The sequence below is a fragment of the Streptomyces sp. NPDC002092 genome (assembly GCF_053593775.1).
Window position 1 is genome coordinate 1 of sequence record NZ_JBSFDG010000033.1, and the last position, 21051, is coordinate 21051.

Below are 21051 nucleotides of genomic sequence, written 5' to 3' on the forward strand. Positions count from 1 at the left end.
CGGCGAATACTTACTGGGTGGCGCCACTTCTTCCTCGTTTCCTTGTTCAGGACAACCCTATTGGGTGCCTGTCCGGAAACTTCGTGGCCCCTCACCTGCCCTGCTGGAACACGCGCCGACGTGCCTGGCCGCGAACCTCCTCCCGGCTTCGGCTCGGGTGGTCCCGTCAGGCGAAGGGGCTCTGCCCCGGCAGAGCGATGCCCAGTGACGTGAGGGTGTGGGGGACTGCCTTGCCCTCGCGTCGGGTGGTGACCAGGTGGGCATCGCGCCGCACTGTCGCGTGGTGGCTCGCCATTGCCGGCGAGATGTTCAGTCGGCGGGCCAGCTCCGTGGTGCCGCATCCGCCGACGGCCGCCCTCAGCAGCGCGGCCCTGGTGCGTGGATCTGACCACCGTGGTGTCAAAGCTGGAGCCAACCGCCTGCCCGACGTCTCGCCTCGCAGGCTCTTGTAATGTGGCGTTGTCCAGGACGGCTCGGCATCCATGGAGCGGATCATTACTACCGACAATGCCTCGCAATCCCAGCCCGAGACCGCGACGCGTGCTGTTGGCACGCGCACACTGGCTCTGACGGCTCTGCTGACGGCGGCCGTTCTCACCTATGCCTTGGATCTCGGCAGCAAGCTCATGGCTGTCTCGCGGTTGGAAGGCCAGGAGCCCGTTGCGATAGCGGGCCACGTACTTACGCTGCAAGTGTTCCGTAACTCGGGTGCGGCTTTCAGCAGGGGCCAGGCCTTCACTGCTGTGTTCACGGCGATTGCGATCGCGGTTGTCGTGGTCATCACGCGTGCCGCGCGTAGGCTTCAGAGCCTTCCCTGGGCTGTCGCCTTGGGCCTGCTGCTCGGGGGCGCGCTCGGCAATCTGACTGACCGGATCTTCCGGGCGCCCGCGGTCTTTCGCGGGCACGTCGTCGACTTCATCTCCCTCGAGCACTTCGCGGTGTTCAACCTCGCCGATTCAGCCATTGTCTGCGGCGGTGCCCTGATGGTCCTCATGTCGATCCGGGGCACTTCCCTGGACGGCTCAGTCCCGCAAGATCGGCAAGGCCGGAGCATTCTCTCCCCGCGTTGAGGTGCTCGAGAACCGAGAGTTCGACCACCGCGCCGCGCACGGCTGGGTATCGCCTGCGTCTGCATGCACGTGGAGCTCGGGAAACAGACGATCCTCGATCGTCGCGCTTGCCCGAGGCAGGGGCACTCCGACGAAACAATCTCCCATCCCCCCTGTCGACTTCCGGGTACAGGAATACCGGGGACAGAGCTCTTCTCACAGAGCGCCATCACCATCCGGCCACAGGTAGCAGGATCCAGCGAGCCAATCGCTGGCGAACGATCTGCTCCGCAAACTGCTGCCGACGACCAGCGTGAGTATCCCGGGAGCCGGGAGCCGGTCACACCAGCCCTTTGACCTGCGGTTTCAAGTTGGCGAAGGCTCCCTCCACTGCATGGAGCGCAGCGCTGAGGCGTGGATTCCCGCCTATCTCGAGGTGTACGGGCATCTGCCCGCCGCAGGGGGATGGACAGCCGTTGTTGACGCCGGCGCTACGACCGCGGACCGGTCCCGCTCGCATGTCTCTGCCGCACGGCCGTGACACCGGTAAGAAGTCCAGGTCCGACATGGTGTTACCTGCTGTCAGCGAACTGGATCTGGCCGGACCAGGCGCGGAAGGCGTAGGTGAGCGCGAGCATTCCGGCAGAGAAAAGGCTGGCCCACGCCACCCCCCCATCACGATGGGGTTGATGTTGGCCCCGTGGAGGTCGCTGAACATCAGCCCGAAGCCGACGGTCATGAGGATGACGGGCGGGGCGATCAGGATGGCGAAGGTGGCGGGCAGCTGCCGGTGGCCGTAGGAGCTGCCGATGAACAGGTCCGCGCAGATCGTGATGGTGTGAACGACCACGGTGGGCCGGGGTCGGGCACGGCACCCACCTCCGCGCACCTGCCACGAAACCCCGCGGCGCGGCCCGGCCAGGGCCCCGGTCACAGCAGTCGCTGGTCTGTCAGATCCCGGACCTAGGCTGGCTGCGGCAGAGATCGATCAAGGAGCAGGGCAGTGCGAATAGAGCGTCATCAGGTGGGCGGGGCCGTCGTGTCGGCAGCACGCGAGGACTTCACGAACGCATCGTGGGCCAGGTGCGGTCCATGTCGAGGGGCGGCCGGATGGCCACCTACGAATGGCAGTCGATCGCGGACGAGTTCCTCGACTACCTCGGCGCCCTGTCCGTCGAGACACCCGACCTCGACACCCCGGAGGCCAAGGCTGCCCTCAAGGACGCATCCGAAGCAGCGGCCGGCGCCGTCGCCTACGCCGCCTACCACCCGCACTACAGCTTGTTGTCGACGGTCACGTAATTCGGCTCTGTCGGGGATCTTGTGACGTACCCAGCCTGAACTGGGCATCTACAGGGTGTGCGCTTCAGGGGGTTTGGGGCGGTTGCTACCGCATTTAGCCGGTGTGGTGGTCGAGTCGATCGAGCGTGTGGCCGGGACGGTCACGTTCTGCGCGTACTCCGCAGTGCCGACGGCGAGGTGCCCAAGATGCGGGGTGGTGTCGTGGCGTGTGCACGGCCGGTAAGCGCGCCGGCTCGCTGACGCGCCCGTCGGCGGAGCCCCGGCGGTGATCGAACTCGTGGTGCGCCGGTTCAAGTGCCTCAATCCGCAGTGCCCAGCGGTGACGTTCGCCGAGCAGCTCGAGGGGCTGACCAGCCCGCATGCCCGGTACACGCCGCTGCTGCGCACGCTGCTCACCTCGATCGCCGCATGCCTGGCGGGCCGTCCGGGTGCACGGCTCGCGGCCGCACTGAGCATCCGCGTCGCCAAGGACAAGCTCCTTGAACTCCTCCAGGGGCTGCCGGAGTTACCGCAGGCCAGAGTGCGTGTCCTCGGCGTCGACGACTTCGCGCTGCGCAAGGGCGATTCCTACGCCACGATCCTGGTGGATCTGGAAGAGAGGCGCCCGGTCGATGTGCTGCCGGGCCGGGATGCCGAGCCGCTGGCCACCTGGCTGCGCGATCACCCCGAGGTCGAAGTGATCTGCCGCGACCGGGCGGGCGCCTACGCCGAAGGCGCCCGCACCGGGGCTCCGCAGGCCCTCCAAGTCGCCGACGCTTGGCATCTGTGGCGCAACCTTGCCGAAGCTGTGGAGAAGACCGTCGGCGCCCATCACCTCTGCATCCGTGCCGCGCTCACCCCGACCCCCGACATCCAAGAGCCGCCTCCAGCACCCCTGGTGACGGCGGAGCCGGCAGAGCCGGAGCCTGACCTCGTCCCACCCGACGGCTCACTCGACGTCTTGGGCCGCCCCCGGAGGCTCGTGGTCCGGACCACCGAACGCTACGAGGCCGTCCAGCAACGCCTCGCCGAGGGAAAATCCCTGGCCACGACCCGGCGGGAACTGCAGCTGGACCACTCCACTGTCCGCCGATTCGCCCGCGCCCAGAGCCTGGAGGAACTGCTGGTCAAGGCCACTCACCGGGCTTCGATACTCGATCCCTACAAGCCGTACCTCCATGAACGCTGGCGCGAGGGCTGCCACGACGTCCCGAGTCTCCACCGCGAGATCCAAGAACAGGGATTCACCGGCGACGTCCAGAGCGTCCGCCGGTACTTCCGCCCGTTCAAGAAGCCGCACAGCCCCCTGCCGAAGTCACCAGCCGCACCCCCACCCCCGATCAGGACCCTTCCTAAACCCCGGCGCGTGGTCCGCTGGATCATGACCGCCCCCGACCGGCTATCCGAGGCAAACGTCGCAGAGCTCAAGGAGATCCGCACCGGCTGTCCTCACCTGGACCTCACCGTCCGGCACGTACGTGACTTCGCCGCGATGATGCGAGACCAGAACGCCGCGGCCCTCCCAGATTGGATGGACCGGGTCATGGCCGACGACCTGCCCGCCCTGCACTCGCTGGTCAACGGCTTCCACCGCGACCTCGACGCCGTCACCGCCGCCTTCGCCACCCCCTGGAGCTCGGGCCAAGTCGAAGGTCACGTCACGAGAGCCAAGCTCCTCAAGCGCATGGGCTTCGGCCGCGCGCACCTCCCGCTTCTCCGCAAACGCATCCTCCACAGCCCACGACCGCGAAGTCGTCACAAGATCCTCGACAGAGCCGAATTACGTGACCGCCGACAGACTGCCGCCCTCAATCGATTACTCACCGTGCACGCTTCACGGAACTTGTGCCAGACCCCAACGACAGATGTCGAAGCCACCCCTCGGCAGCCGTGAGTGAACTGGGGGCGCACGGGGCCGTCAAGACACACGACACCCCTTTCGACCCTGCTCGAATTGATGGCGTTTCGCCCTCGGGTCTGTGAGGTTGGGAGCACTCCACAGGTCACCGACTTCCGGGATGTGCCCATGAAGAAGTCCACTTTGTCCTCACCCCGCGCAAGGCGCCTGGCGGGGGCCCTGGCTTGCGCGTTCGCCCTCGTCGGCACCATGACGAGTGCCGCTGTCGCGCAGCCCGCCGGGAGCAACCAGGCGGCGGCCTCCTGCAACTTTGACGGCGTCGACGGCCACTGGTATTGCAGGAACAGGCCGGGGATCCGCGTGGAGTGGGCCGGGCAGACCGTCGGCTACCTCACCGGGACCGTCAACTGGTTCATCTGCCGGTACGAGGGTGACCCCACCGGCGGCGGCGGCCCGCACCCCAACCGCTGGATCTACACGCTCGCCGACACGCCTCACTACAGCCACGATGGCTGGGGCTTCGTAAAGGACAGCGACGTGTACGACGAGACAAACCCGCTGCCGAGTTGCTGATCCCGGCCCCGGGCGCCCGAGGACGTTCGGGCCAGGAGCGCCCCCGGCGAGTTCGAGGAACTCGCCGGGGGCTCCTGCCGCTGTCCTGGGCGATCTCCGCCGCTATCGAGAGACGCGCTCCCTGCCTGATGAGGAAACTGACCAGCTTGGGTGTGAACTCCAGATGGAAGGCCTCGAATTCTTCGGTGGAGGGGAAGGTGGAGGCGCTCTGGGGTCGGCGGGCCTTCTTGGGTATGCCGGGCGATGCGCCCTCTTCCCACAGCAGGTCTTCGAGCTGATGGCGGAGCGGCGGCCGGACAGGGAAGGGGAATTCCTGCTGCTGTAGGACGCGTTGGGCCAGCCCTGGCAGCTCCGTGTCGGATACCTGTTGGAGGCTCTGCTCCACCCGGACCGTCTTGCTGCCGGCGTCCTCAGGAATCGCAGGCATGCCCAATCGCTCGAAGGCCTTGCTCAGCACGGTGTGCGTCAGCTTGCTGAGAGGCGCGACGGCTGTGTCGAGCAGGGCGCGGAGCGTTGCACGATCACTGCTGCCGACCATGGGCACATGCTCGCAGAGAATGAGGGGTTCCGGCAGTAGTCCTCGAGGCGTGACCGCGGCCATCGCCTCGTACCGCTTTGCGCGCGCCACCGCGTCTTCGTGCTCGGTCATGCAGCCCCTCCGAGGTTGATCTCTCCCACCGTTGTACCGACCGCGCCGCACAGGCGGGGCGCCTGTGGATTTTCGGGCCGGAAAGATATCTGTGACGACGCAGGCTAGTTGGCAAGAACGAAGGCGGGGTGCTCCAGGTCCGGGAGTTGTGACGCCTCGTAGTTGGCAAGGATGCCGCAGGTTAGTTGGCAGCCAGTGAGGGTTTTCAGCGTTGCCACTCAAGGGTGAGGACGGCTTTGGCGATGACCGTCATGCGGTTGGGGCTGCAGCGGGCTCTGCGGAAGATCCGCCAGGACTTCAGTCTCGCGATGCTTCGTTCGACTGGCGCCCGCGCCGCCGACAGGGCTCGGTTGATCGTCCGCTGAGTCGGGGTGAGGTCCTGGTGCGGGAGTCGCCTGATCGGCGTGGTCACCCAGGGGCCGGCCCCGATGTAGGCGCGGTCGGCGAGGATGGGCACGCCCTGGCGTTCGCAGATCCGGATGATGCGGTGGGTGCGGGCTGCGGTCAGGTCGTGGGTGCGTCCGGGCAGTGTGGGCGAGATCCACAGCAGCTCGCCCGCGGGATCGGCGACGACCTGCACGTTCACGCCGTGTCGGCGGTGCTTGTGCGAGAAGTCGGCCCGGCTGTCGCCGACCCGGTCGCACTCGGCGAGCGTGCCGTCGAGCAGGACGTGCTCGGGATCGGTCTCCCTCAGGACTCGCAGCAGGCCGGGCGCCCGCCGGGCGAGGTGGTCGACGACGGCAGTGACGTAGGCGTGGGCGGTGCCGACGGATATGCCGAACCCGGCGGCGATCTGCGTAAGCGGGTCGTGCCGGCGCAGGTAGACCAGGGCGACGAGAGCACGCTGGTGAGGCGGGAGCTTGCAGCGTCGGTCACCCTCACGGGTGACGATGAGCATGGTTACCCACTCGACGAGGGCGTGCGGCAGGTCGAGTGCGGCAGTATAGGGAACCAACGAGGCTCCTGCGCTGAAGAGTTGAGACGTCGAACACCTCTCTCAACGGCACGGGAGCCTCGTGCGTTGTGGGACACCGACCCATCACCCGATCAGTGGCCACGCTGAAAGAGCTCACTGACTGGAGACGGATGATGGAGCAGGACCAGGCCCTGCAGCTCGCGGTGGCGTTCCTCGTGCAGAGCCAGCGTGAAAACGAGCCGCCTCTCGCCATCGACGCAGAGCGGGTCCGGGAGAGCAACGGGCTCCTCATCGTGCCCTACAACTCTGTGCAGTACCTCGCCTCAGGCGATCCGAGAGAGCAGCTGCTGGACTGCTGGCCCATCCTCGTCGACCTGGAACGCGGAGACGTGCGATTCGGGACCCTGGACGAGCGTCATCTGTGGAAGAACCCGAGCATCTGACGAGGCTGCCGCTGCCCGCAACCGCCGTTACGGGACAGCCCTTAACAGAATGCGTCGTCTGTAGCGTGGCTGGTTCTTCGCGGCTCGATACCCAGGTGTCCTAGAGTCGCCGCATGCGGCGAAGGACGGGACTGGCGATAGCGGGGGTTACAGCCCTGGCCTGGGGCGAGTGGTTGAACTGGCGCTGGTCTCGAGCGCTCGTGGGGAGTAGCGGGGGCGCCTCCGCGGCCGTGGTGGTGTTGGGGTACCGGAATCCCCAAGCTACGGCGAACTTGATCAACCGATGGCGAGTCCGTGCTGGAATCCGCTCCATAGCCGCTGACGGTGCACATCGGACCTGCATGATCTTCAGCGGCGGTGCGACCAGCCGCGGCGCCACGGAGGCCCAGTTGATGGCTGACTACGCGAAGTCGGTGCTTGAGTTCGACGGCACGGTGCTCCTCGAAGACCAAAGCGCGACGACGTGGGAGAACATCACGAACGTGATCCCACTGCTTGAAGACGTGGATCACATCAAGATCGCCTCCCAGCCAGCTCATGCGCTCAAGGCCCGTGCGTACTTGCGGCGACAGCGCCCCGATCTTGCCGAGAGGCTGGTGCGCGCGGATGACTACCGCCCTGGCGAGTGGATGGTCGTCAAACCGTTGTTGGCTCTGTACGGACTTTGGACACTCCGCGGCCTCGAGGCCGACGAGCGGAAGGTCTCGCTGTAGGAGCCGCTGTCGCTTGGCCTCACGGATGGTGGTTCTTGAGCCGACGCCAGCAGATGATGCTGCACCCCAGAGTGAGGAGGGCTTCGTGGATGTCGTCGCGGATCTCCCAGCGGATCCGCAGGCGGCGGAACCAGTGCAGGTGGGCGAACGCGCGCTCCATGACCCAGCGTTGGGTGCCCAGGCCGGAACCGTGCTCGGTGCCGCGGCGGGCGATCAGCGGTTTCACGCCGAGATCCCTGACGAGACGGCGGTACTTGTCGTGGTCGTAGCCACGGTCGGCCAGTAGCACGTCCGGGCGGCGTCGGGGCCGGCCGCGCTTGCCCCGCACCGGCGGCACAGCCTGCAGAAGCGGGATGAGCTGGGTGACGTCGTTGGAGTTGCCGCCGGTCAGGGTGACGGCGAGTGGGATACCGGTGGCGTCGGTGATCAGGTGGTGCTTGCTGCCCGTCCTGCCCCGGTCGACGGGACTTCGTCCGGTCTTGGAGCCCTCTTTGACGCTCGGATATGAGAGCCATCGACCGCCGCCCGCGAGAAGTCCAGGGCGTTCGCGCTGCGGAGCTTGGCCAGGAGCACCGTGTGCAGGCGGCGCCACACCCCGACCTCGGTCCACTCGGCCAGGCGGCGCCAGCAGGTCATGCCCGAGCCGAAGCCGAGTTCCTGCGGCACATGTTCCCAGGCGATCCCGGTGTGCAGCACGAACAGGATGCCCTGGAACACCAACCGGTCCGGATGTCGCTTGCGCCCGGGATGCCGGGCCCGACGCTCCACCTTCGGCAACTGCGGCTCGATCACCGCCCACAGCTCGTCGTCGACTTCCCACGGCTTCGGCCGCGCCACTCCGCACCCCCAGATCGCCAGCTCCGGAGTGATCCAACCACTTCAGAGGCCATTTCGTTAGGAGTTCTAAGGTTGTCGTAGCGGACCTTCCCGGTCGGCACTCCGCCCAGCACGTTGAGAGCGTGGACGTGGCCCTCGAAGAACGCTTCCTGCCCTGCCGAGGCGAAGATGCGGTGGACGGCCTTGCCCGAGTACGACAGCCGGAACGCGAACAGGTAGCAGGTCACCAGCTCGCCGGCCAGCTTTACGCTGACGTCACCGAAGTCGACCTCAGCCTCCGCCCCGGGCCTGTGGGTCTGCGGGACGAACGCGTCCACCACCCCCTTGCCGGCCTGGAGACGAATCTCCTCACGGCGGGCGGCGACGTAGGCGCGGACCATCTGGTAGGAGACGTCGACGGCTTCATGCTCGTCCAGCAGCCGGTCGTAGATCCGCTTGACCGTGTGGCGCTGCTTCCGTGGCGCGGTCAGGTCCGCATTCAGGATGGCGTCGATCACCGGCTTGTAGGGGTCCAGGCGGGTTGCACGTGACCTCATCTTCTTGCGCGGCTCCGGCAGGGCCGAGGTCAGCCCTCTGCACGGTGTTGAAGCCGACGCCGTACTTCCGCATGAGCCCGCGTGGACATGCCGGTCCTGGGATCACGGCGGATCGCCGCGTACAGATCGACCTTGGAGTTCGGCAGCACCCAGGCCCCCTCGTCGTGCAGAGCACAACCAGGGTTTCGAAGCAAGCACCGGGGCGTTCTCGAAACTCAGCGACATCACTCTCCCGTGGAACCAGGCGTTCACACCGCTGAGCAACAGACGTTCTCCAAACTCACCTACAAAGCCATTCCCAGGGTGTCCGACGGCCAGTTCGCCGAGCTGGAGCAGGAGTTGGCCCTCGGGCCTGCCGGGCACGGCTGGGAGGACCAGCGGTGGACTCTGGCACGGGTCAGAGCGCTGATCGCCTGGAAGTTCGGCATCGACTCCTCGTCTGCGGCCGTGTGGCGGCTGCTGCACCGGCACGGCTGGTCCTGGCAGTCTCCGGCCCGCCGCACGCTGGAACGCGACGAGCAGGCCGTGGGTTTGTGGAAGAAAGACGTGTGGCCGCAGGTGGAATGACTGCGGCGGCGCTGGGGGCCTACATCGTGTTCGAGGACGAGGCCGGGTTCTCGATGACGCCGCCGCGCGCTCGCACCTGGGTCCGACGCGGGCAGACACCCGTGGTACGGGTGCGGGTGCGGGGCCGCTCCTGGCGCCGCTGGTCGATTGCCGCGATGCGCTGTTACAAGCCGGGCGAGAACTCCCGGCTGATCTACCGGCCGCGCCGCCACCGCAAGCACCGGGCTACAGGCCGTGACAGCTTCGCCTGGAGCGACTACCGCGACCTGGTCGTGCGCGCGCACCTCCAGCTCAAGGCTCCCATCGTCTTGTTCTGGGACTGTGAGAATTGGGCCGATATCGCACACAGTGGTGTCGGCCCCGCCGCGTGTCACGATGCTTCGGGGATCCCCCATCCGGGAGGCGGAACCCGGACCGTCGGGGCGATGGCAGCGGGCCCGCCCGATCCATCCATCTGGGCCCGAACACATGTCCATGCCACGGCCATCGGCAGCGGAGCGCCAGGGTTAGATCTTGGTCGTGGATGATCACGTTATGGGGGGCGTGGTGATCTGACGTATGGCCAGTGGGCCCGCTGGAGCCGTTGTTGCCGCCAGGCATCAAGTCGGGTCGTCCGCCGGTATGGACCCGGCGGCAGCTGATAGACGGCGTACGTACCGTGGCGGAACAATCGTCTCAAGCGCCACCGGGCCGTCGCCACGAGGTACCACAAGCCCGCCGTCCGCTACGAGCCGACCGTGCTGGTCGCAGTCCTCAACGAGTGGCTGTGAACAGCACTTTCCCACCAGAGACTAACTGACACGCCCGGGCGCGTGACCCGGCATCTGACCCGCGCCCTGGATCAGGCACTCGATCAGGTAGTCGCCCGTGTCCTCGTCGTTGGTCACGCCGTGGGTCTCGCTGCGGAAGCCGGGGAAGCTGCGGTCGAAGGACTCCAGGGCGGTGAGATAGCGCAGCAGCGGGCCGTCGGGTGCGCCGATGGACTCGCCCGGCATCAGGACCGGGATGCCAGGCGGGGTGACCGTCACCATGGCGGCCGCCACCCGGCCCGCCGCCTCCGAGATCCGGACCCGCTCGGTGTCACCCCGCACCAGCCGCTGGTAACAGTGCTGGGGTGGCGCCACGGGCTGCGGGAGCTGCTGGAAGGCCGTGTCCAGAAGCTCCACCAGGCGCACCGAGCGCAGTTGCTCGTGCATCTCCCGGCACAGCCCGCGCAGGGTCAGGCCCGCGTACCGGCGGGGATGCTCGGCGACGGCCTCCGGCAGGACCCGCTCCAGGGGAGCGTCGGCGTCGTAGAGGGCCTTGAAATCCGTCAGGGCGTCCAGCAGGGTGCCCCACTTGCCCTTGGTGATGCCCATGGAGAACAGGATCAGCGTGGTGTAACTGTCGGTCTTCTCCACCACGATCTTCCGGGTGGCCAGATAGGCGGTGAGCACCCGGGCCGGGATGCCCTCCTCCGCCATCTCGCCGGTGGCGCTGATCCCCGGACAGGTCAGCGTGACCTTGACGGGGTCCAACATGCAGTGGCCCTCGGTCAGCCCGGGGAAACCGTGCCAATCGGCGCCGGGCTCCAGCAGCCAGCAGGACTGGTCGGTGCGCAGCAGCTCCGTCGGGGCTTCCCCGAACGGCAGCCGTTCGCCGGTCGCCGGGTCGGTGACCGTGTCCGGCTGCCACACCCCGAAGAACCACGGCGGCCGGTCCCCGGCGCTCTCGATCCGCCGTCGCAGGCGCACCATCTCCTGACGGAAGCGGATCGCCTCGGTCACCGCCTCGTCGATCAGCCACTCGCCCTGCGGGCTGTCCATCATTGCCGTTGCCACGTCGAGCGAGGCGATCATCGGGTAGAGGGGCGAGGTGGTGCCGTGCATCATCAACGCCTCGTTGAACCGGTCATGGTCCACCGGTGCCCGCGGTGCGGATCGCATGTGCACCATCGCGCTCTGCGACAGCGCCGCCAGCAGCTTGTGCGTGGACTGGGTGGCGAACACGGTCGGGCGGTCCGGGCCGGGGAAGGCATCTTCGTCCACCGACATGCCGTAACGGCCGGCATAGAGCGGGTGGAAACGGGCGTACGCGAACCACGCCTCGTCGAAGTGCACCCGGGGCGTGCTGGCGGCGAACGCGCGAGCGGTGGCTACCGCGTCGTAACTCAGGCCGTCGTAGGTGGAGTTGGTGAACACCGCGTACTGCGGGTGCGGGGACACCGCGCCCTCGGTGAGCGGATGCGCGGCGATCCGGGCCGCCACCGCATCCGCGGCGATCTCGGCCGGGGGCAGCGGTCCCGCCAGGCCGTAGCCGTTACGGGTGGGGACCAGGTAGACCGGCCGGGCACCCGAGACGACCAGGCCGTGCAGCACGGACTTGTGGCAGTTGCGGTCCACCAGCGCGATCTCGTCGCGGATGACGCTGAAATGGCCTACCAGGCGATTGCACGTCGAGTCGCCGTGCAGCACGAAGTAGGTGAGTTCGGAGCCGAACACACGGGCCGCGTTGCGCTCCGCCTCGCCGATCGGGCCGGTGTGCTCGAACAGCGAGCCCAGTTCCTCGACCGAGATCGACAGGTCGCTGCGCAGCAGCCGCTCCCCGAAGTAGTCGTGGAAGGCGCGTCCCGCCGGCGACTTGAGGAAGGCGACACCGCCGGAGTGGGCCGGGGTGTGCCAGGAGTATTCGTGGGCGTCGTCGAAGCGGCGCAGTGCCCGGAAGAACGGTGGCAGCACGGATTCCCGGTAGGCCTGGGCGGCGGTGGTGATGCGGCCCGCGATGAAGCCCGGGGTGTCCTCCAACGGCCAGACGTAGCCCACAACCGACTCGGACACCCACAGTGGCAGGTCCCCCAGGCCCTCGTCGGTCATCACCAAGAAGACCGGCAGGTCCCGGAATCGGCGGCCGATCCGGCGCAGCACAGCGCTGCCGCCCGGGGTCCCGTCGAGGGTGCTGCTCGGCCGGGCGAGTGTGCCTCCCGGCGCGGCGAGCGCGGCGCCGGGCCCGTCACCGGCTGCCCCGGGAAGGTCCCAGGCCACCAGCGCCGCCGCCAGACCGGCCTCGGTGCGCAGCACTGCGTCCGCGTCCTCCGCCGTTACCACCCACCGGACTTCGAAGCCGGCCGCCTCGATCGCGTCCCGGATCTTCCCTAACTGCTGGGGCCCGGCGCCCTCGCCCCGAGGGTGTTCCGGTACCGCGACCAGGATCCTGCTGTCAGCCATGCGCTCTCCCGCCCTCCGCGGCGGCGCCCCGGCCGCCCCGGTCAGTGTCCTGGCGCCCCATCGGGCAGAACGGCGGCCAGGACGGCAAACCACCGCTATGGCGGAAACCGCCGTCCCGACGTTGACTTTCGCAACACGCCCAGAGAGGCCTTATGCCGGCCCACGGGCCGTCGCGGGGAGGTCAGGCCGGATCAACACCCGGGGAGATGAAGGACAGCAGATCGCACCACGACGCACCGCCCGAGAAGCTCGACGAGGAATCACCCCGCCGAGGGGCCATACCGCCGCTGTCGCCAGCTCCGATGCCGCCCGGGCTGGCGCATTCCTGTGCGCGACCTCTGCGACTGTCGAGCCTCGGCCAGCGGCGGTCTGACCTACTTCTCCGCCGGGCGTCAGAGAAGCCTGGCAAGGGCGGCCGCGGAAGGGCTTCCCAGTACCGCCTGGTAGACGATGATCACCTGCTGCTCGGCGCCCCCGACGGTGAGCGCCTGCCGCCGCAGCGCGAGCTCCCCGACAACCGGATGCACGAACCGTTTGTGTTCGTCGCGGGCGGGCCGCGCGTCGTGCCGCGACCACAGGCGGCGGAAGTCCTCGTCCGCCTCCAGCTCCTCCCGGGCCGGGTTGTGCCCGGGCTCATACATCGGGGCGAGCGCTCGGGCCCACTTGTTCGCGGCCAGCACGTCGAACCGCCGGTCGCGCACATACGCCGGAGTGCCCGCCCACCCGTCGACAACTCATGCACGTCCGCAGTGACTTCAGCCTCGGCAGGTCGTACGGGATCTGGGGCGGCCAGCACGAACAGGTGCGTCGAGATGTCGGCGTCTAGCTCCAGTGCCCGCGCGAGCGCCCGCAGCACCTGCGGTGATGGATGCCGGTCGATGCCCTGTTCCAGCCGGATCAGATACGGCTCGCTGATCCCGGCCCGCCGGGCCAGCTCTTCCCGGCGCAATCCCGCGACCCGGCGCCGGCCGCGGGCGGGCAGGTCCCCCTGCGCGGGTGTAACCCGTCCCCGTCGGGCCTTCAGGAACTCTCCGAGCGCGTTTTCTGCGGCCCTGGCCGCAGGGTAACCCTCCGGGGGTGCTGGCTCCGGTCCAGCGCAGGGCGCAGGGTCGAGGGCATGAAGAAGACCTGGTTCATCACCGGCGTGTCCAGTGGCTTCGGCCGGATCTGGGCCGATGCCGCCCTCTCCCGCGGCGACCGCGTCGCGGTCACGGCACGCCGTCCCGAGTCCCTGCAGCCCCTGGCCGACGCCTACGGAGACAGCGTGCTCCCGCTCGTGCTCGACGTCACCGACCGGGCCGCCGTCACCGCCGCCGTACGGCAGGCCGCCGAGGCTTTCGGCCACCTTGATGTGGTCGTCAATAACGCGGGCTACGGTCTGTTCGGCATGGTCGAGGAGGCCACCGAGGAGCAGGCCCGTGCCCAGCTCGACACCAACCTGCTCGGCCCCCTGTGGGTGACGCAGGCGGCTCTTCCCTTCCTACGGGCACGGGGCAGCGGGCACATCCTGCAGGTGTCCAGCCTCGGTGGGCTCGCCGCCTTTCCCACCCTGGGGCTGTGCAACGCCTCCAAGTGGGCGCTCGCCGAAGGGGGGTCTGGGGGCGCAGCCCCGAGGGACGGGAAGGGAAGGGGCGGAGGGGGGGCGAAACCCACGCCCGCGTCCGGCGGCAGCCCCCGAGTGCGCTGAACGAGCGGACCTGACACCCCGTACGGAGCGCCGCCCGTCCCCACCCGCCGCCCCCCGGCAGACTCACGTGTCGACCACCGGGTGGATGTTTCCACAGGTCCGGGTGGTGGCGTTGGGTGAGCGAAGCCCTGGCCCAGGAGGTCGGCCCGCCCGGCATCCACGTCACGCTCGTCGAACCCGGCCCCTACGGCACCGACCGGTCCGGCTCCTCCGCGGTGCACACCGAACCCATCGCCGCATACGAACCTGTCAGCGAGGCACGCCGGGCCGGCGCCACCGCCCGCGCACCCCAGGATCCGCAGGCCACCGCCGACGTCATCCTCGAACTGGCCGACACCGACGAACCGCCCCTGCGGCTCTTCCTCGGCACGTACCCCTGTCCCGTCGTCGAAGCCGCCTACCAGCAGCGACTCGACACCTGGAACAAGTGGCGGTCACTCGCCGCCAAGGCGTGACGGCCGAAGGCGGCAAATGACGGACGAGCGCGAATGAAGAGCCGGCCTCCACAGCGTACGACCCGGTCCAGCACACATCGTCGGCACGGAGCCCCGGTTCGGAGCCTGAACGGCGCGGGGCTTCGCCTCAGGACCGGCGAAAGCGGGCTGACGACTCCGGCTGCCGGGCGACGTCTCGCTGTTCCGCGGAGACCCGGTACAGCTCCTGGGAGGTGGTGATCAGTTCCTGCCGCTCCTCACGCGACCCGACCATCGGCTGCGAGCCGTCGAGCGGGACCTGTGCGGTCTCCGGCAGGAACTTCACCGTCACCAGGCCGATCATCCCGGCCAACATGAGGTAGTAGGCGGGCATCATGTCGTCGCCGGTGACGTTGACCAGGGCTTCGGTGACGAGCGGGGTGGTGCCTCCGAAGGCCGCGACCGCAATGTTGAAACCGATGCCCATCGCGGCGTACCGGACGGCTGTCGGGAAGAGGGCCGGCAAGGTGGCGGCACTCGGTGCCGCGAAGCAGGCAAGCAGCGTGGAGAGGATCAGCACGCCGAAAATCGGTGGCCACGTTCCGGACATCTTGATCAGCAGGAAGGACGGCGCAGCGAGCACGATCATCGCGGCCGCCGAGACCCCGTAGACGGGCCGCCTGCCGATCCGGTCGCTGAGGCGGCCGATGAAGGTGATCAGCAGGACGATCCACACCATGCCTGTCAGGACCAGCACGTCAGCCGAGCTGCTGGAGCGGTTCAACGTGTGCGTCTGATACGTCGGCAGGAAACCGGTGACCATGTAGTTCGTGACGTTGTACAGGAGCACCAGCCCCATGCAGATCAGCAGCGGCCGCCAGTACTTCCTGACGACGGATGTGAGCTCGCTGCCCGCCGACTTCAGGGCGACGCTCTTCTCGTGCTCGTCCAGCTGCTGCCGAAAGGCCGGCGACTCCTCCAGCTTGAGCCGCATGTAGAGGCCGATCACGCCCAACGGGCCCGCGATCAGGAACGGCAGTCGCCAGCCCCAGGCCAGCATCTGGTCGTCGGTGAGCGCCAGGTTCAGCACGGTCACCAGTGCGGAGCCGAGCGCGTAGCCCACGAAGGTGCCGAAGTCCAGCCAGCTGGAGAGGAATCCGCGGCGCCGGTCCGGTGAGTACTCGGCCACGAACGTGGTCGCGCCGCCGTACTCGCCCCCGGTGGAGAAGCCCTGCACCATTCGGGCGATGAGCAGCAGGATCGGAGCGGCGATGCCGATCGTCGCGTAGCTGGGGATGAGACCGATGGCGAAGGTGCCGATCGCCATCATGATCATGGTGGTGGCCAGTACCTTCTGCCGGCCCAGACGGTCACCCAGGGGACCGAACACCAGACCCCCGAGGGGCCGCACGACGAACGCGGCCGCGAAGGTGGCGAAGGACGAGACGACCTGTGCCCCCGAAGAGGCTCCTGGAAAGAAGACCTTGCCGATGGTGGCGGCCAGGTAGCTGTAGACGCCGAAGTCGAACCACTCCATGCAGTTGCCGAGCGCCGAGGCGCCGACCGCTCGGCGCAGCAGCGGTGGCTCGACGACCTGTACGTCGTCAGTCCGCAAGGCGTGCTTCTTGCGCCGCAGCCGGCGCGTGAGCTCCTCGCGCACCTGCCGGGGCAGCTCCGCAACCGCCTTCGACACCTGCACCGGCCCCGGATCGGACCCTCCGTCGGACACCGCACCGGCCACCTTTCCAGCCTCTCCTCACCACGCGCAGCCTTGCTGAGGCGAATTCTGCGGCAGGCGCGCACCCGCCGCATGCCGGGCTTCTTCCCGTGATCGTTGACGTCACACGTGTGAGATCGCCGACGGCGTGCCCCTGTGTCTTTCGTTAAGGGCGGGTGTGTCAGTTCAACGGTCCTGTCTCACATTCGGTGGTGACGGAGGGTGTCGCTATCCGAGGAGGTTGCGGTGGCGGAGGAGGGTGAGGCCTGTTCGTCCGTGCATCTGGCGGGCGATCCGCTTGGTCTTGGTGTTGACGCCCTCGGTGGGGCGGTTGCCGTAGCGGAGTGTGAACGCGGCGATCACGGCGTCGATGTCTCGTTCCAGCCCTCGAGTGGAGGCATGCAGGTGCGGCAGATCGGCAGCGCGGACCTGGGTGATCCAGAGCTCGGGCGTCGTCCAGGTCGAAGGTGCGCAGGAAGTAGGTCAGGCCGAGTTCCGCTATGTCGTAGCGGCCTTCGAGCATGTGCCGGAAGAGGTCGGAGACCAGGGGCTCCGTCTCAAAAGTGGCGTCCGCCCCGTCGATCTTCACGCGGCCGTCGAAGAGCGCCTCGGTGTGCTCGTACCGGTAGGTGCCGATGGTCAGCTCGGTGCTCATCAAGATCCTCGCTTCCGTGAATGATCTTTCATTTTCACGATGAGCCCGATACCGTTCCTCTGTCAAGATGAATGATCATTCACGTCTAGGGAGGCGGGCCATGCCCCGTATCACGCCCGAGCGTCGGGAAGCCAAGCGCGCGGAGATCGTGGCGGCGGCGCGCCGGTGTTTCGCGCGGGGCGGCTTCCACCAGACCTCGATGCCGGACATCGCCGCCGCTGCCGGTGTGTCCGCGGGGGCCCCTACCGCTACTTCGCGAGCAAGGAGGAGATCATCCTGGCCATCGCCGCGGACACCTTCCGGCTGATCTTCGAGCCGATGGAGCGGGTGGCGGTGGCCGCTGATGCCCCTTCCCTGGGCGACCTGGTCGCCGCCTCCCTTCAGGCACTGAGTGCCGAGACCGTCACGGACGCCGCAGGGCAGGTGGTGCCGGTCGAGGAACTGCTGCAGTGCGTCGTGCAGACCTGGTCGGAACTGCTGCGCGACGACGGCCTGCACGTCCGCGCCTTGGAAGGCTTCGAAAGGGTCCGTCACGGAATCGCCGACGCCCTGCGCCGCGGACAGGCGGCGGGCGCTGTCCAAACCGTCGAGCCGGAGAGCGGCGCACGGGTATTGATCGGTCTGCTGCACGGAATCCTGCTCCAGCGTGTCGCCTTCGGCTTGACCGACACGGTGGGATTCAACGAGGCCGTCCGGGGGTTGCTCGGCGAAGCCCAGTGCCCGGACAGCAGTCCGCGGTGAGCGTTCCCCAGCACTTGCTCGCCGCCGCCGGCGCTGGATTGCAAACGCTCAAAAACGCTTCCTGGCGCTGCCGCGGAACAGCTGGTCGCACCCCCTAACGGCATCGGCACTTTCCGCAGGTCAGAACATGTGCTTCACTCGACCACTCGTAGCAGCGCCGCGGCCGTAAACCCTTGCGGTACTTGCGGCAGCGGCTTGCGGCCACGCAGCTCCGCCCGGCCGATTGCGCTCATCGCCGGCGTGCAGGAGGCGGCGCGGACCTCCCCAGGTGCTGCGCCGCCCCCCCCGTCCAGCCCGGTACGGATGCCCGGGGAGTTGGGCACTGCGCGTCGTGGACTCGGCAAGCGCGCCATGCCGTCTCCGCCGACGCCAGGTGTTGTTGGAGATCGGTCGGCGTCGGCATCTGCCGCGTGGTGGCCACCATGGCCTCCGCCACGTCGTGCAGCTCGGTGTTGGAGTGCTGGGAGACCTGGACCCGGATCTGCCACGCCTTTTCTGCGTGCACGACCAGGTCGCGATCAGCACACTGCAGGCCACGTCGATGACCGGCCGCCGCCGCTTGGGGGTGTTTCGGGCCCGAGCGCCGCGTATCACTGGGCGTCTGTCCGTGCCGGGGCCTGGGCCTTGGGGAGGCGGTATAGGGCCAACGTGCCCGGGCGCCGGCGTTTGGCCGCGGCGTAGCAGTCGCCGGTGTGAACGCGAGTGGGCGGATTCCCGGCGCCGGTGCCGAGTTCAACGATCCAGTCCGGGGCGGGCGGGCGCCGCTGATGGCCCTGTTCCTGCTCGGCTTCTCTCTGTCGGAGCGCGTCGGTCTTGTCGTCGATCCGCTGCTGCCGCATGGCGTGCCACACCCGGATTCTGTGGAATCGACGATGTCAAGCCCGCGGTCTACAGGCCTCCGTGGCCTGGCGAGGACTCCAACACGCCTTCACTGCCCGCCGCTTGACGGCCGAACAACGGCCGCGGGGAACATGGGTACAACGGTCGTCGGTGACTCCTCAACGGTGGTGCGGTCGGGCAGGAGGCCGGCGACAGCCATGCGGATCGCGCCGCGGCTGACGCCGGTGTCGCGGGCAGGGGCGGCGGTCGAACGGCCCTTCAGGTAGGACGTGCGGACGGTGTCGGGCTTCGCGGCCGGAACGAGCCGCGATGCATGACCGCCCGCTGAACGGCCACGGCATGCGCGCGAAGTCGTTCCTCTGCAACTGCCTCCCTGGGCGGCATGAACGGCCGGGGACAGAGCAACGCGTGGCATCGGGCCCGCTGGAAGCAGGCCTACCGGCGGCGCGTCAGACCAGCTCGATCAGCCCGAGCCGGACGGCCTCGCTGACCGCGGCCGCGCGGTTCTCGGCGCCGAGCTTGCGGTAGATGCGGACGAGGTGGGTCTTCACCGTCGCCTCGGCCAGGAAGAGCGCACCGGCGATCGCCCGGTTGCTGTGCCCCTGCGCGAGGAGCCGTACGACCTCGACCTCCCGCTCGCTGAGCGGCGGTTGGGCCGCGCGCCCCAGGACACTGGCGGCGGCCTCCGGGGCCAGCGCCAGACCCCCGGCTGCCGCGGCCCGCACCGCGCGGAACAGTTCCTCGGGCGGGCCCGCCTTCAGGACGTACCCGCGCGCCCCGGCCTCCACGGCCCGCAGTACGTCGGCCTGGCTGCCGTAGCTGGTGAGCACGACGACCCGTACGCGCGCGTCGACGTCGAGGATCCGACGGGTCGCCTCGATGCCGTCGATGCCGTCACCCGCCACGCCCGGCTCCGTCAGGCGCAGGTCCATGAGCACGACGTCGGGACCGAGCCGCTTGACCAGCCGCACCGCTTCGAGCCCGTCCCCGCTCTCGCCGACCACATCGAAACCGGGCTCGCCCTCCAGCAGGGCGCGCAGACCGGCTCGTACGACGGTGTGGTCGTCGACGATCAGGATCCGCAGCGTGGGCTCGACGGCCTCGCTCATTGGGCGCCCACCGGGATCCGGTCCACCGCGTGCGCCGGGTCCCGCAGCGACGCACGCACGCGCGTGCCCTGTCCCGGCGCGCTGTCCACGGCTAGCGAACCGCCCAAGGCGACCAGCCGCTCTCGCGCCCCGCCGAGCCCGAAGCCCCGGCAGTCCCCGGCCGACCGCACCGCACCCGGGTCGAAGCCGGCCCCGTCGTCGCACACCTCGACGGCCGCCGCTCCCTCCTCGCCATACACCAGGGTCACCCGCACCTGGTCGGCGCTCGCGTGCTCGCACGCGTTGGCGAGCAGCCCCTGGGTGACCCGCAGCAGGGCAACTGCGTGCTCGGTCGGGAGCGGGCAGGCGTCGTGCTCGGTGCGGAAGGAGATCCGGGGCGTGCCGGCCGTGGTGTCCGTGCGGGCGCACAGGTCGCGCAGCGCCGACTCCAGTCCGTTCTCGGCGAGCACCGGCGGGGTGAGGTCCTGGATGATGCCGCGGGTCTGCGCGAGATGGTCGCCGAGCGCTTCGGTGACCACCCGCACCTGTCCGCGGGCCGCCTCCGGCCGGCGCTCCCAGTCGCGCTCGGCGGCTTGGAGCAGCATCCGGCTGCCGGCGATCTCCTGCGCGAGCGTGTCGTGCAGGTCCCGGGCGATACGCGCCCGCTCCGCCAGCCGCCCGGCCTCACGCTGCTGCCGCGCCAGCGCCCCGCGGGTGCCGGCCAGTTCCTGGGTGAGCCGCTGCTGGTCGCGGTACAGCAGCACGGTGGCCCAGACGGCGGCGGCCGGCGGTGCCAGCACGTCGGGGTCGACGGCGCCGTACGCCCGCACCAGGACGGCCAGCAGCAGGGCCGTGATCACGCCGAGGGCCACGGCCCGCTCCGCGCGCGTGGGGGTCCGCATCGCGAGGACCGCGAAGGGCACCGAGAGCCACGCGTACCCGGAGGCTAGCGGGCCCGACAGGGCCCAGGCCACCGAAGCCCACAGCAGCAGAAGGGCACCGAGCAGAGGGGGCCGGGCCCAGCCGAGCCGGTCCCACCGGCTCAGCCCGACCGCGTACAGCAGGGCCATGGCCGCCGTGGGCGGCGCGACCCGCCAGCACAGTTCGCTGTGCAATTGGAGGAGCCGGACGAGGGTGCCGCCGGCCGCGACCAGGAACACCAGGTGCGGCAGGTGCCGCGCGGACACGGCGGACCGGCGGGCGGCGAGAGCGGTGACGAGCACGGCTGCGGCTCCCTGGGGCGGGCCGGGCGGCGGTGACAACAGGGCACGGATTGTATGCCGTG

General features: G+C 68.9%; 19 protein-coding genes and 6 pseudogenes. 13 read left to right on the forward strand and 12 right to left on the reverse strand.

Annotated features, from left to right (window positions below):
- Positions 1-482: 482 nt before the first annotated feature.
- Positions 483-1070 carry a signal peptidase II gene (lspA, locus tag ACWCRD_RS42470; RefSeq protein ID WP_450971029.1) on the forward strand — a complete coding sequence of 196 codons (588 nt, stop codon included), beginning with the start codon at positions 483-485 and terminating at the stop codon, positions 1068-1070.
- A gap of 319 nt (positions 1071-1389) precedes the next feature.
- On the opposite strand, the gene ACWCRD_RS42475 is transcribed toward lspA, so the two are convergent.
- Positions 1390-1899 carry a hypothetical protein gene (locus ACWCRD_RS42475; protein ID WP_450971030.1) on the reverse strand — a complete coding sequence of 170 codons (510 nt, stop codon included), beginning with the start codon at positions 1897-1899 and terminating at the stop codon, positions 1390-1392.
- Between the two features lie 174 nt (positions 1900-2073).
- On the opposite strand from ACWCRD_RS42475, the pseudogene ACWCRD_RS42480 reads away from it, so the two are divergent.
- From ACWCRD_RS42480 to ACWCRD_RS42495, 4 genes and pseudogenes are all read left to right on the forward strand, one after another.
- Positions 2074-2330, forward strand: a pseudogene (locus tag ACWCRD_RS42480) (immunity 49 family protein); the annotation flags it as partial.
- Positions 2331-2589: 259 nt separating this feature from the next.
- Positions 2590-3141, forward strand: a pseudogene (locus ACWCRD_RS42485) (ISL3 family transposase); the annotation flags it as partial.
- 570 nt (positions 3142-3711) lie between these two features.
- Positions 3712-4224, forward strand: coding sequence for a transposase (locus ACWCRD_RS42490; protein WP_450971079.1), 513 nt, complete (start codon positions 3712-3714; stop codon positions 4222-4224).
- Positions 4225-4356: 132 nt separating this feature from the next.
- Positions 4357-4761, forward strand: coding sequence for a hypothetical protein (locus ACWCRD_RS42495; protein ID WP_450971031.1), 405 nt, complete (start codon positions 4357-4359; stop codon positions 4759-4761).
- Positions 4762-5615: 854 nt separating this feature from the next.
- Here the strand turns inward: ACWCRD_RS42495 and ACWCRD_RS42500 are convergent.
- Positions 5616-6365 carry a transposase gene (locus tag ACWCRD_RS42500; protein WP_450971032.1) on the reverse strand — a complete coding sequence of 250 codons (750 nt, stop codon included), beginning with the start codon at positions 6363-6365 and terminating at the stop codon, positions 5616-5618.
- 131 nt (positions 6366-6496) lie between these two features.
- On the opposite strand from ACWCRD_RS42500, the gene ACWCRD_RS42505 reads away from it, so the two are divergent.
- Together ACWCRD_RS42505 and ACWCRD_RS42510 are read left to right on the forward strand one after the other, a co-directional pair.
- Positions 6497-6769: a YrhB domain-containing protein gene (locus ACWCRD_RS42505; RefSeq protein ID WP_450971033.1), complete on the forward strand. Its 273-nt coding sequence runs from the start codon at positions 6497-6499 to the stop codon at positions 6767-6769.
- A 113-nt stretch (positions 6770-6882) separates the two neighbouring features.
- A complete protein-coding gene (locus ACWCRD_RS42510) occupies positions 6883-7482 on the forward strand; it encodes a YdcF family protein (RefSeq protein ID WP_450971034.1) in 600 nt (199 codons plus the stop codon).
- Positions 7483-7501: 19 nt separating this feature from the next.
- Here the strand turns inward: ACWCRD_RS42510 and ACWCRD_RS42515 are convergent.
- A protein-coding gene (locus ACWCRD_RS42515; RefSeq protein ID WP_450971035.1) for an IS5 family transposase occupies positions 7502-8319 on the reverse strand; the annotation gives its coding sequence in 2 pieces (ribosomal slippage) (positions 7502-7983 and positions 7983-8319; 819 coding nt in all).
- Positions 8271-8855 carry a hypothetical protein gene (locus ACWCRD_RS42520; protein WP_450971083.1) on the reverse strand — a complete coding sequence of 195 codons (585 nt, stop codon included), beginning with the start codon at positions 8853-8855 and terminating at the stop codon, positions 8271-8273. The genes ACWCRD_RS42515 and ACWCRD_RS42520 overlap by 49 nt, the downstream gene beginning before the upstream one ends.
- Positions 8856-9152: 297 nt before the next feature.
- On the opposite strand from ACWCRD_RS42520, the pseudogene ACWCRD_RS42525 reads away from it, so the two are divergent.
- Positions 9153-9742: pseudogene (locus ACWCRD_RS42525) on the forward strand (winged helix-turn-helix domain-containing protein); the annotation flags it as partial.
- 471 nt (positions 9743-10213) lie between these two features.
- On the opposite strand, the gene ACWCRD_RS42530 reads toward ACWCRD_RS42525, so the two are convergent.
- The 3 genes and pseudogenes from ACWCRD_RS42530 to ACWCRD_RS42540 form a co-directional block, all read right to left on the reverse strand.
- The gene (locus tag ACWCRD_RS42530; protein ID WP_450971036.1) at positions 10214-12625 is read right to left on the reverse strand and encodes an Orn/Lys/Arg family decarboxylase; all 2412 of its coding nucleotides are present in this window, start codon (positions 12623-12625) and stop codon (positions 10214-10216) included.
- A gap of 392 nt (positions 12626-13017) precedes the next feature.
- On the reverse strand, positions 13018-13326 hold the full coding sequence (locus tag ACWCRD_RS42535; RefSeq protein ID WP_450971037.1) for an MmyB family transcriptional regulator: 309 nt from the start codon (positions 13324-13326) through the stop codon (positions 13018-13020).
- A 173-nt stretch (positions 13327-13499) separates the two neighbouring features.
- Positions 13500-13862: pseudogene (locus tag ACWCRD_RS42540) on the reverse strand (helix-turn-helix domain-containing protein); the annotation flags it as partial.
- Between ACWCRD_RS42540 and ACWCRD_RS42545 the strand changes: the two are divergent.
- Both ACWCRD_RS42545 and ACWCRD_RS42550 read left to right on the forward strand, forming a co-directional pair.
- Positions 13743-14210, forward strand: a pseudogene (locus ACWCRD_RS42545) (SDR family NAD(P)-dependent oxidoreductase); the annotation flags it as partial. The pseudogenes ACWCRD_RS42540 and ACWCRD_RS42545 sit on opposite strands and share 120 nt — an antisense overlap.
- A 218-nt stretch (positions 14211-14428) precedes the next feature.
- Positions 14429-14767 (forward strand): hypothetical protein, encoded by a 339-nt coding sequence (locus ACWCRD_RS42550; RefSeq protein WP_450971038.1) that lies wholly within the window; start codon positions 14429-14431, stop codon positions 14765-14767.
- A gap of 127 nt (positions 14768-14894) precedes the next feature.
- Here the strand turns inward: ACWCRD_RS42550 and ACWCRD_RS42555 are convergent, their stop codons facing one another.
- Both ACWCRD_RS42555 and ACWCRD_RS42560 read right to left on the reverse strand, forming a co-directional pair.
- Positions 14895-16454 carry an MFS transporter gene (locus ACWCRD_RS42555; protein ID WP_450971039.1) on the reverse strand — a complete coding sequence of 520 codons (1560 nt, stop codon included), beginning with the start codon at positions 16452-16454 and terminating at the stop codon, positions 14895-14897.
- Between the two features lie 216 nt (positions 16455-16670).
- Positions 16671-16883, reverse strand: a pseudogene (locus ACWCRD_RS42560) (transposase); the annotation flags it as partial.
- Between ACWCRD_RS42560 and ACWCRD_RS42565 the strand changes: the two are divergent.
- From ACWCRD_RS42565 to ACWCRD_RS42575, 3 genes are all read left to right on the forward strand, one after another.
- Positions 16876-17121, forward strand: a complete 246-nt coding sequence (locus ACWCRD_RS42565) for a hypothetical protein (protein WP_450971040.1) — start codon at positions 16876-16878, stop codon at positions 17119-17121. The pseudogene ACWCRD_RS42560 and the gene ACWCRD_RS42565 overlap by 8 nt on opposite strands.
- A gap of 76 nt (positions 17122-17197) precedes the next feature.
- Positions 17198-17404, forward strand: coding sequence for a TetR family transcriptional regulator (locus ACWCRD_RS42570; protein ID WP_450971041.1), 207 nt, complete (start codon positions 17198-17200; stop codon positions 17402-17404).
- 11 nt (positions 17405-17415) lie between these two features.
- Complete coding sequence (locus ACWCRD_RS42575) at positions 17416-17838, forward strand: TetR family transcriptional regulator C-terminal domain-containing protein (RefSeq protein ID WP_450971042.1); 423 nt, start codon at positions 17416-17418, stop codon at positions 17836-17838.
- Between the two features lie 590 nt (positions 17839-18428).
- Here ACWCRD_RS42575 and ACWCRD_RS42580 read toward each other — a convergent pair.
- The 3 genes from ACWCRD_RS42580 to ACWCRD_RS42590 all read right to left on the reverse strand — a co-directional run bounded on the left by ACWCRD_RS42580 (position 18429) and on the right by ACWCRD_RS42590 (position 20989).
- Positions 18429-18677 (reverse strand): DUF6233 domain-containing protein, encoded by a 249-nt coding sequence (locus tag ACWCRD_RS42580; protein WP_450971043.1) that lies wholly within the window; start codon positions 18675-18677, stop codon positions 18429-18431.
- Positions 18678-19127: 450 nt separating this feature from the next.
- Positions 19128-19787, reverse strand: coding sequence for a response regulator transcription factor (locus ACWCRD_RS42585; RefSeq protein ID WP_450971044.1), 660 nt, complete (start codon positions 19785-19787; stop codon positions 19128-19130).
- The gene (locus tag ACWCRD_RS42590; protein ID WP_450971045.1) at positions 19784-20989 is read right to left on the reverse strand and encodes a sensor histidine kinase; all 1206 of its coding nucleotides are present in this window, start codon (positions 20987-20989) and stop codon (positions 19784-19786) included. The genes ACWCRD_RS42585 and ACWCRD_RS42590 overlap by 4 nt, the downstream gene beginning before the upstream one ends.
- Positions 20990-21051 lie beyond the last annotated feature (62 nt).

Bases quoted from the DNA above. Each gene is read 5' to 3' on its own strand.
- ACWCRD_RS42530 (WP_450971036.1), bottom strand. From the start codon at position 12,625: ATGGCTGACAGCAGGATCCTGGTCGCGGTACCGGAACACCCTCGGGGC.
- lspA (WP_450971029.1), top strand. From the start codon at position 483: ATGGAGCGGATCATTACTACCGACAATGCCTCGCAATCCCAGCCCGAG.
- ACWCRD_RS42495 (WP_450971031.1), top strand. From the start codon at position 4,357: ATGAAGAAGTCCACTTTGTCCTCACCCCGCGCAAGGCGCCTGGCGGGG.
- ACWCRD_RS42510 (WP_450971034.1), top strand. From the start codon at position 6,883: ATGCGGCGAAGGACGGGACTGGCGATAGCGGGGGTTACAGCCCTGGCC.
- ACWCRD_RS42520 (WP_450971083.1), bottom strand. From the start codon at position 8,855: ATGAGGTCACGTGCAACCCGCCTGGACCCCTACAAGCCGGTGATCGAC.
- ACWCRD_RS42505 (WP_450971033.1), top strand. From the start codon at position 6,497: ATGATGGAGCAGGACCAGGCCCTGCAGCTCGCGGTGGCGTTCCTCGTG.
- ACWCRD_RS42575 (WP_450971042.1), top strand. From the start codon at position 17,416: ATGGAGCGGGTGGCGGTGGCCGCTGATGCCCCTTCCCTGGGCGACCTG.
- ACWCRD_RS42585 (WP_450971044.1), bottom strand. From the start codon at position 19,787: ATGAGCGAGGCCGTCGAGCCCACGCTGCGGATCCTGATCGTCGACGAC.
- ACWCRD_RS42580 (WP_450971043.1), bottom strand. From the start codon at position 18,677: ATGCGGCAGCAGCGGATCGACGACAAGACCGACGCGCTCCGACAGAGA.
- ACWCRD_RS42570 (WP_450971041.1), top strand. From the start codon at position 17,198: ATGCCCCGTATCACGCCCGAGCGTCGGGAAGCCAAGCGCGCGGAGATC.
- ACWCRD_RS42490 (WP_450971079.1), top strand. From the start codon at position 3,712: ATGACCGCCCCCGACCGGCTATCCGAGGCAAACGTCGCAGAGCTCAAG.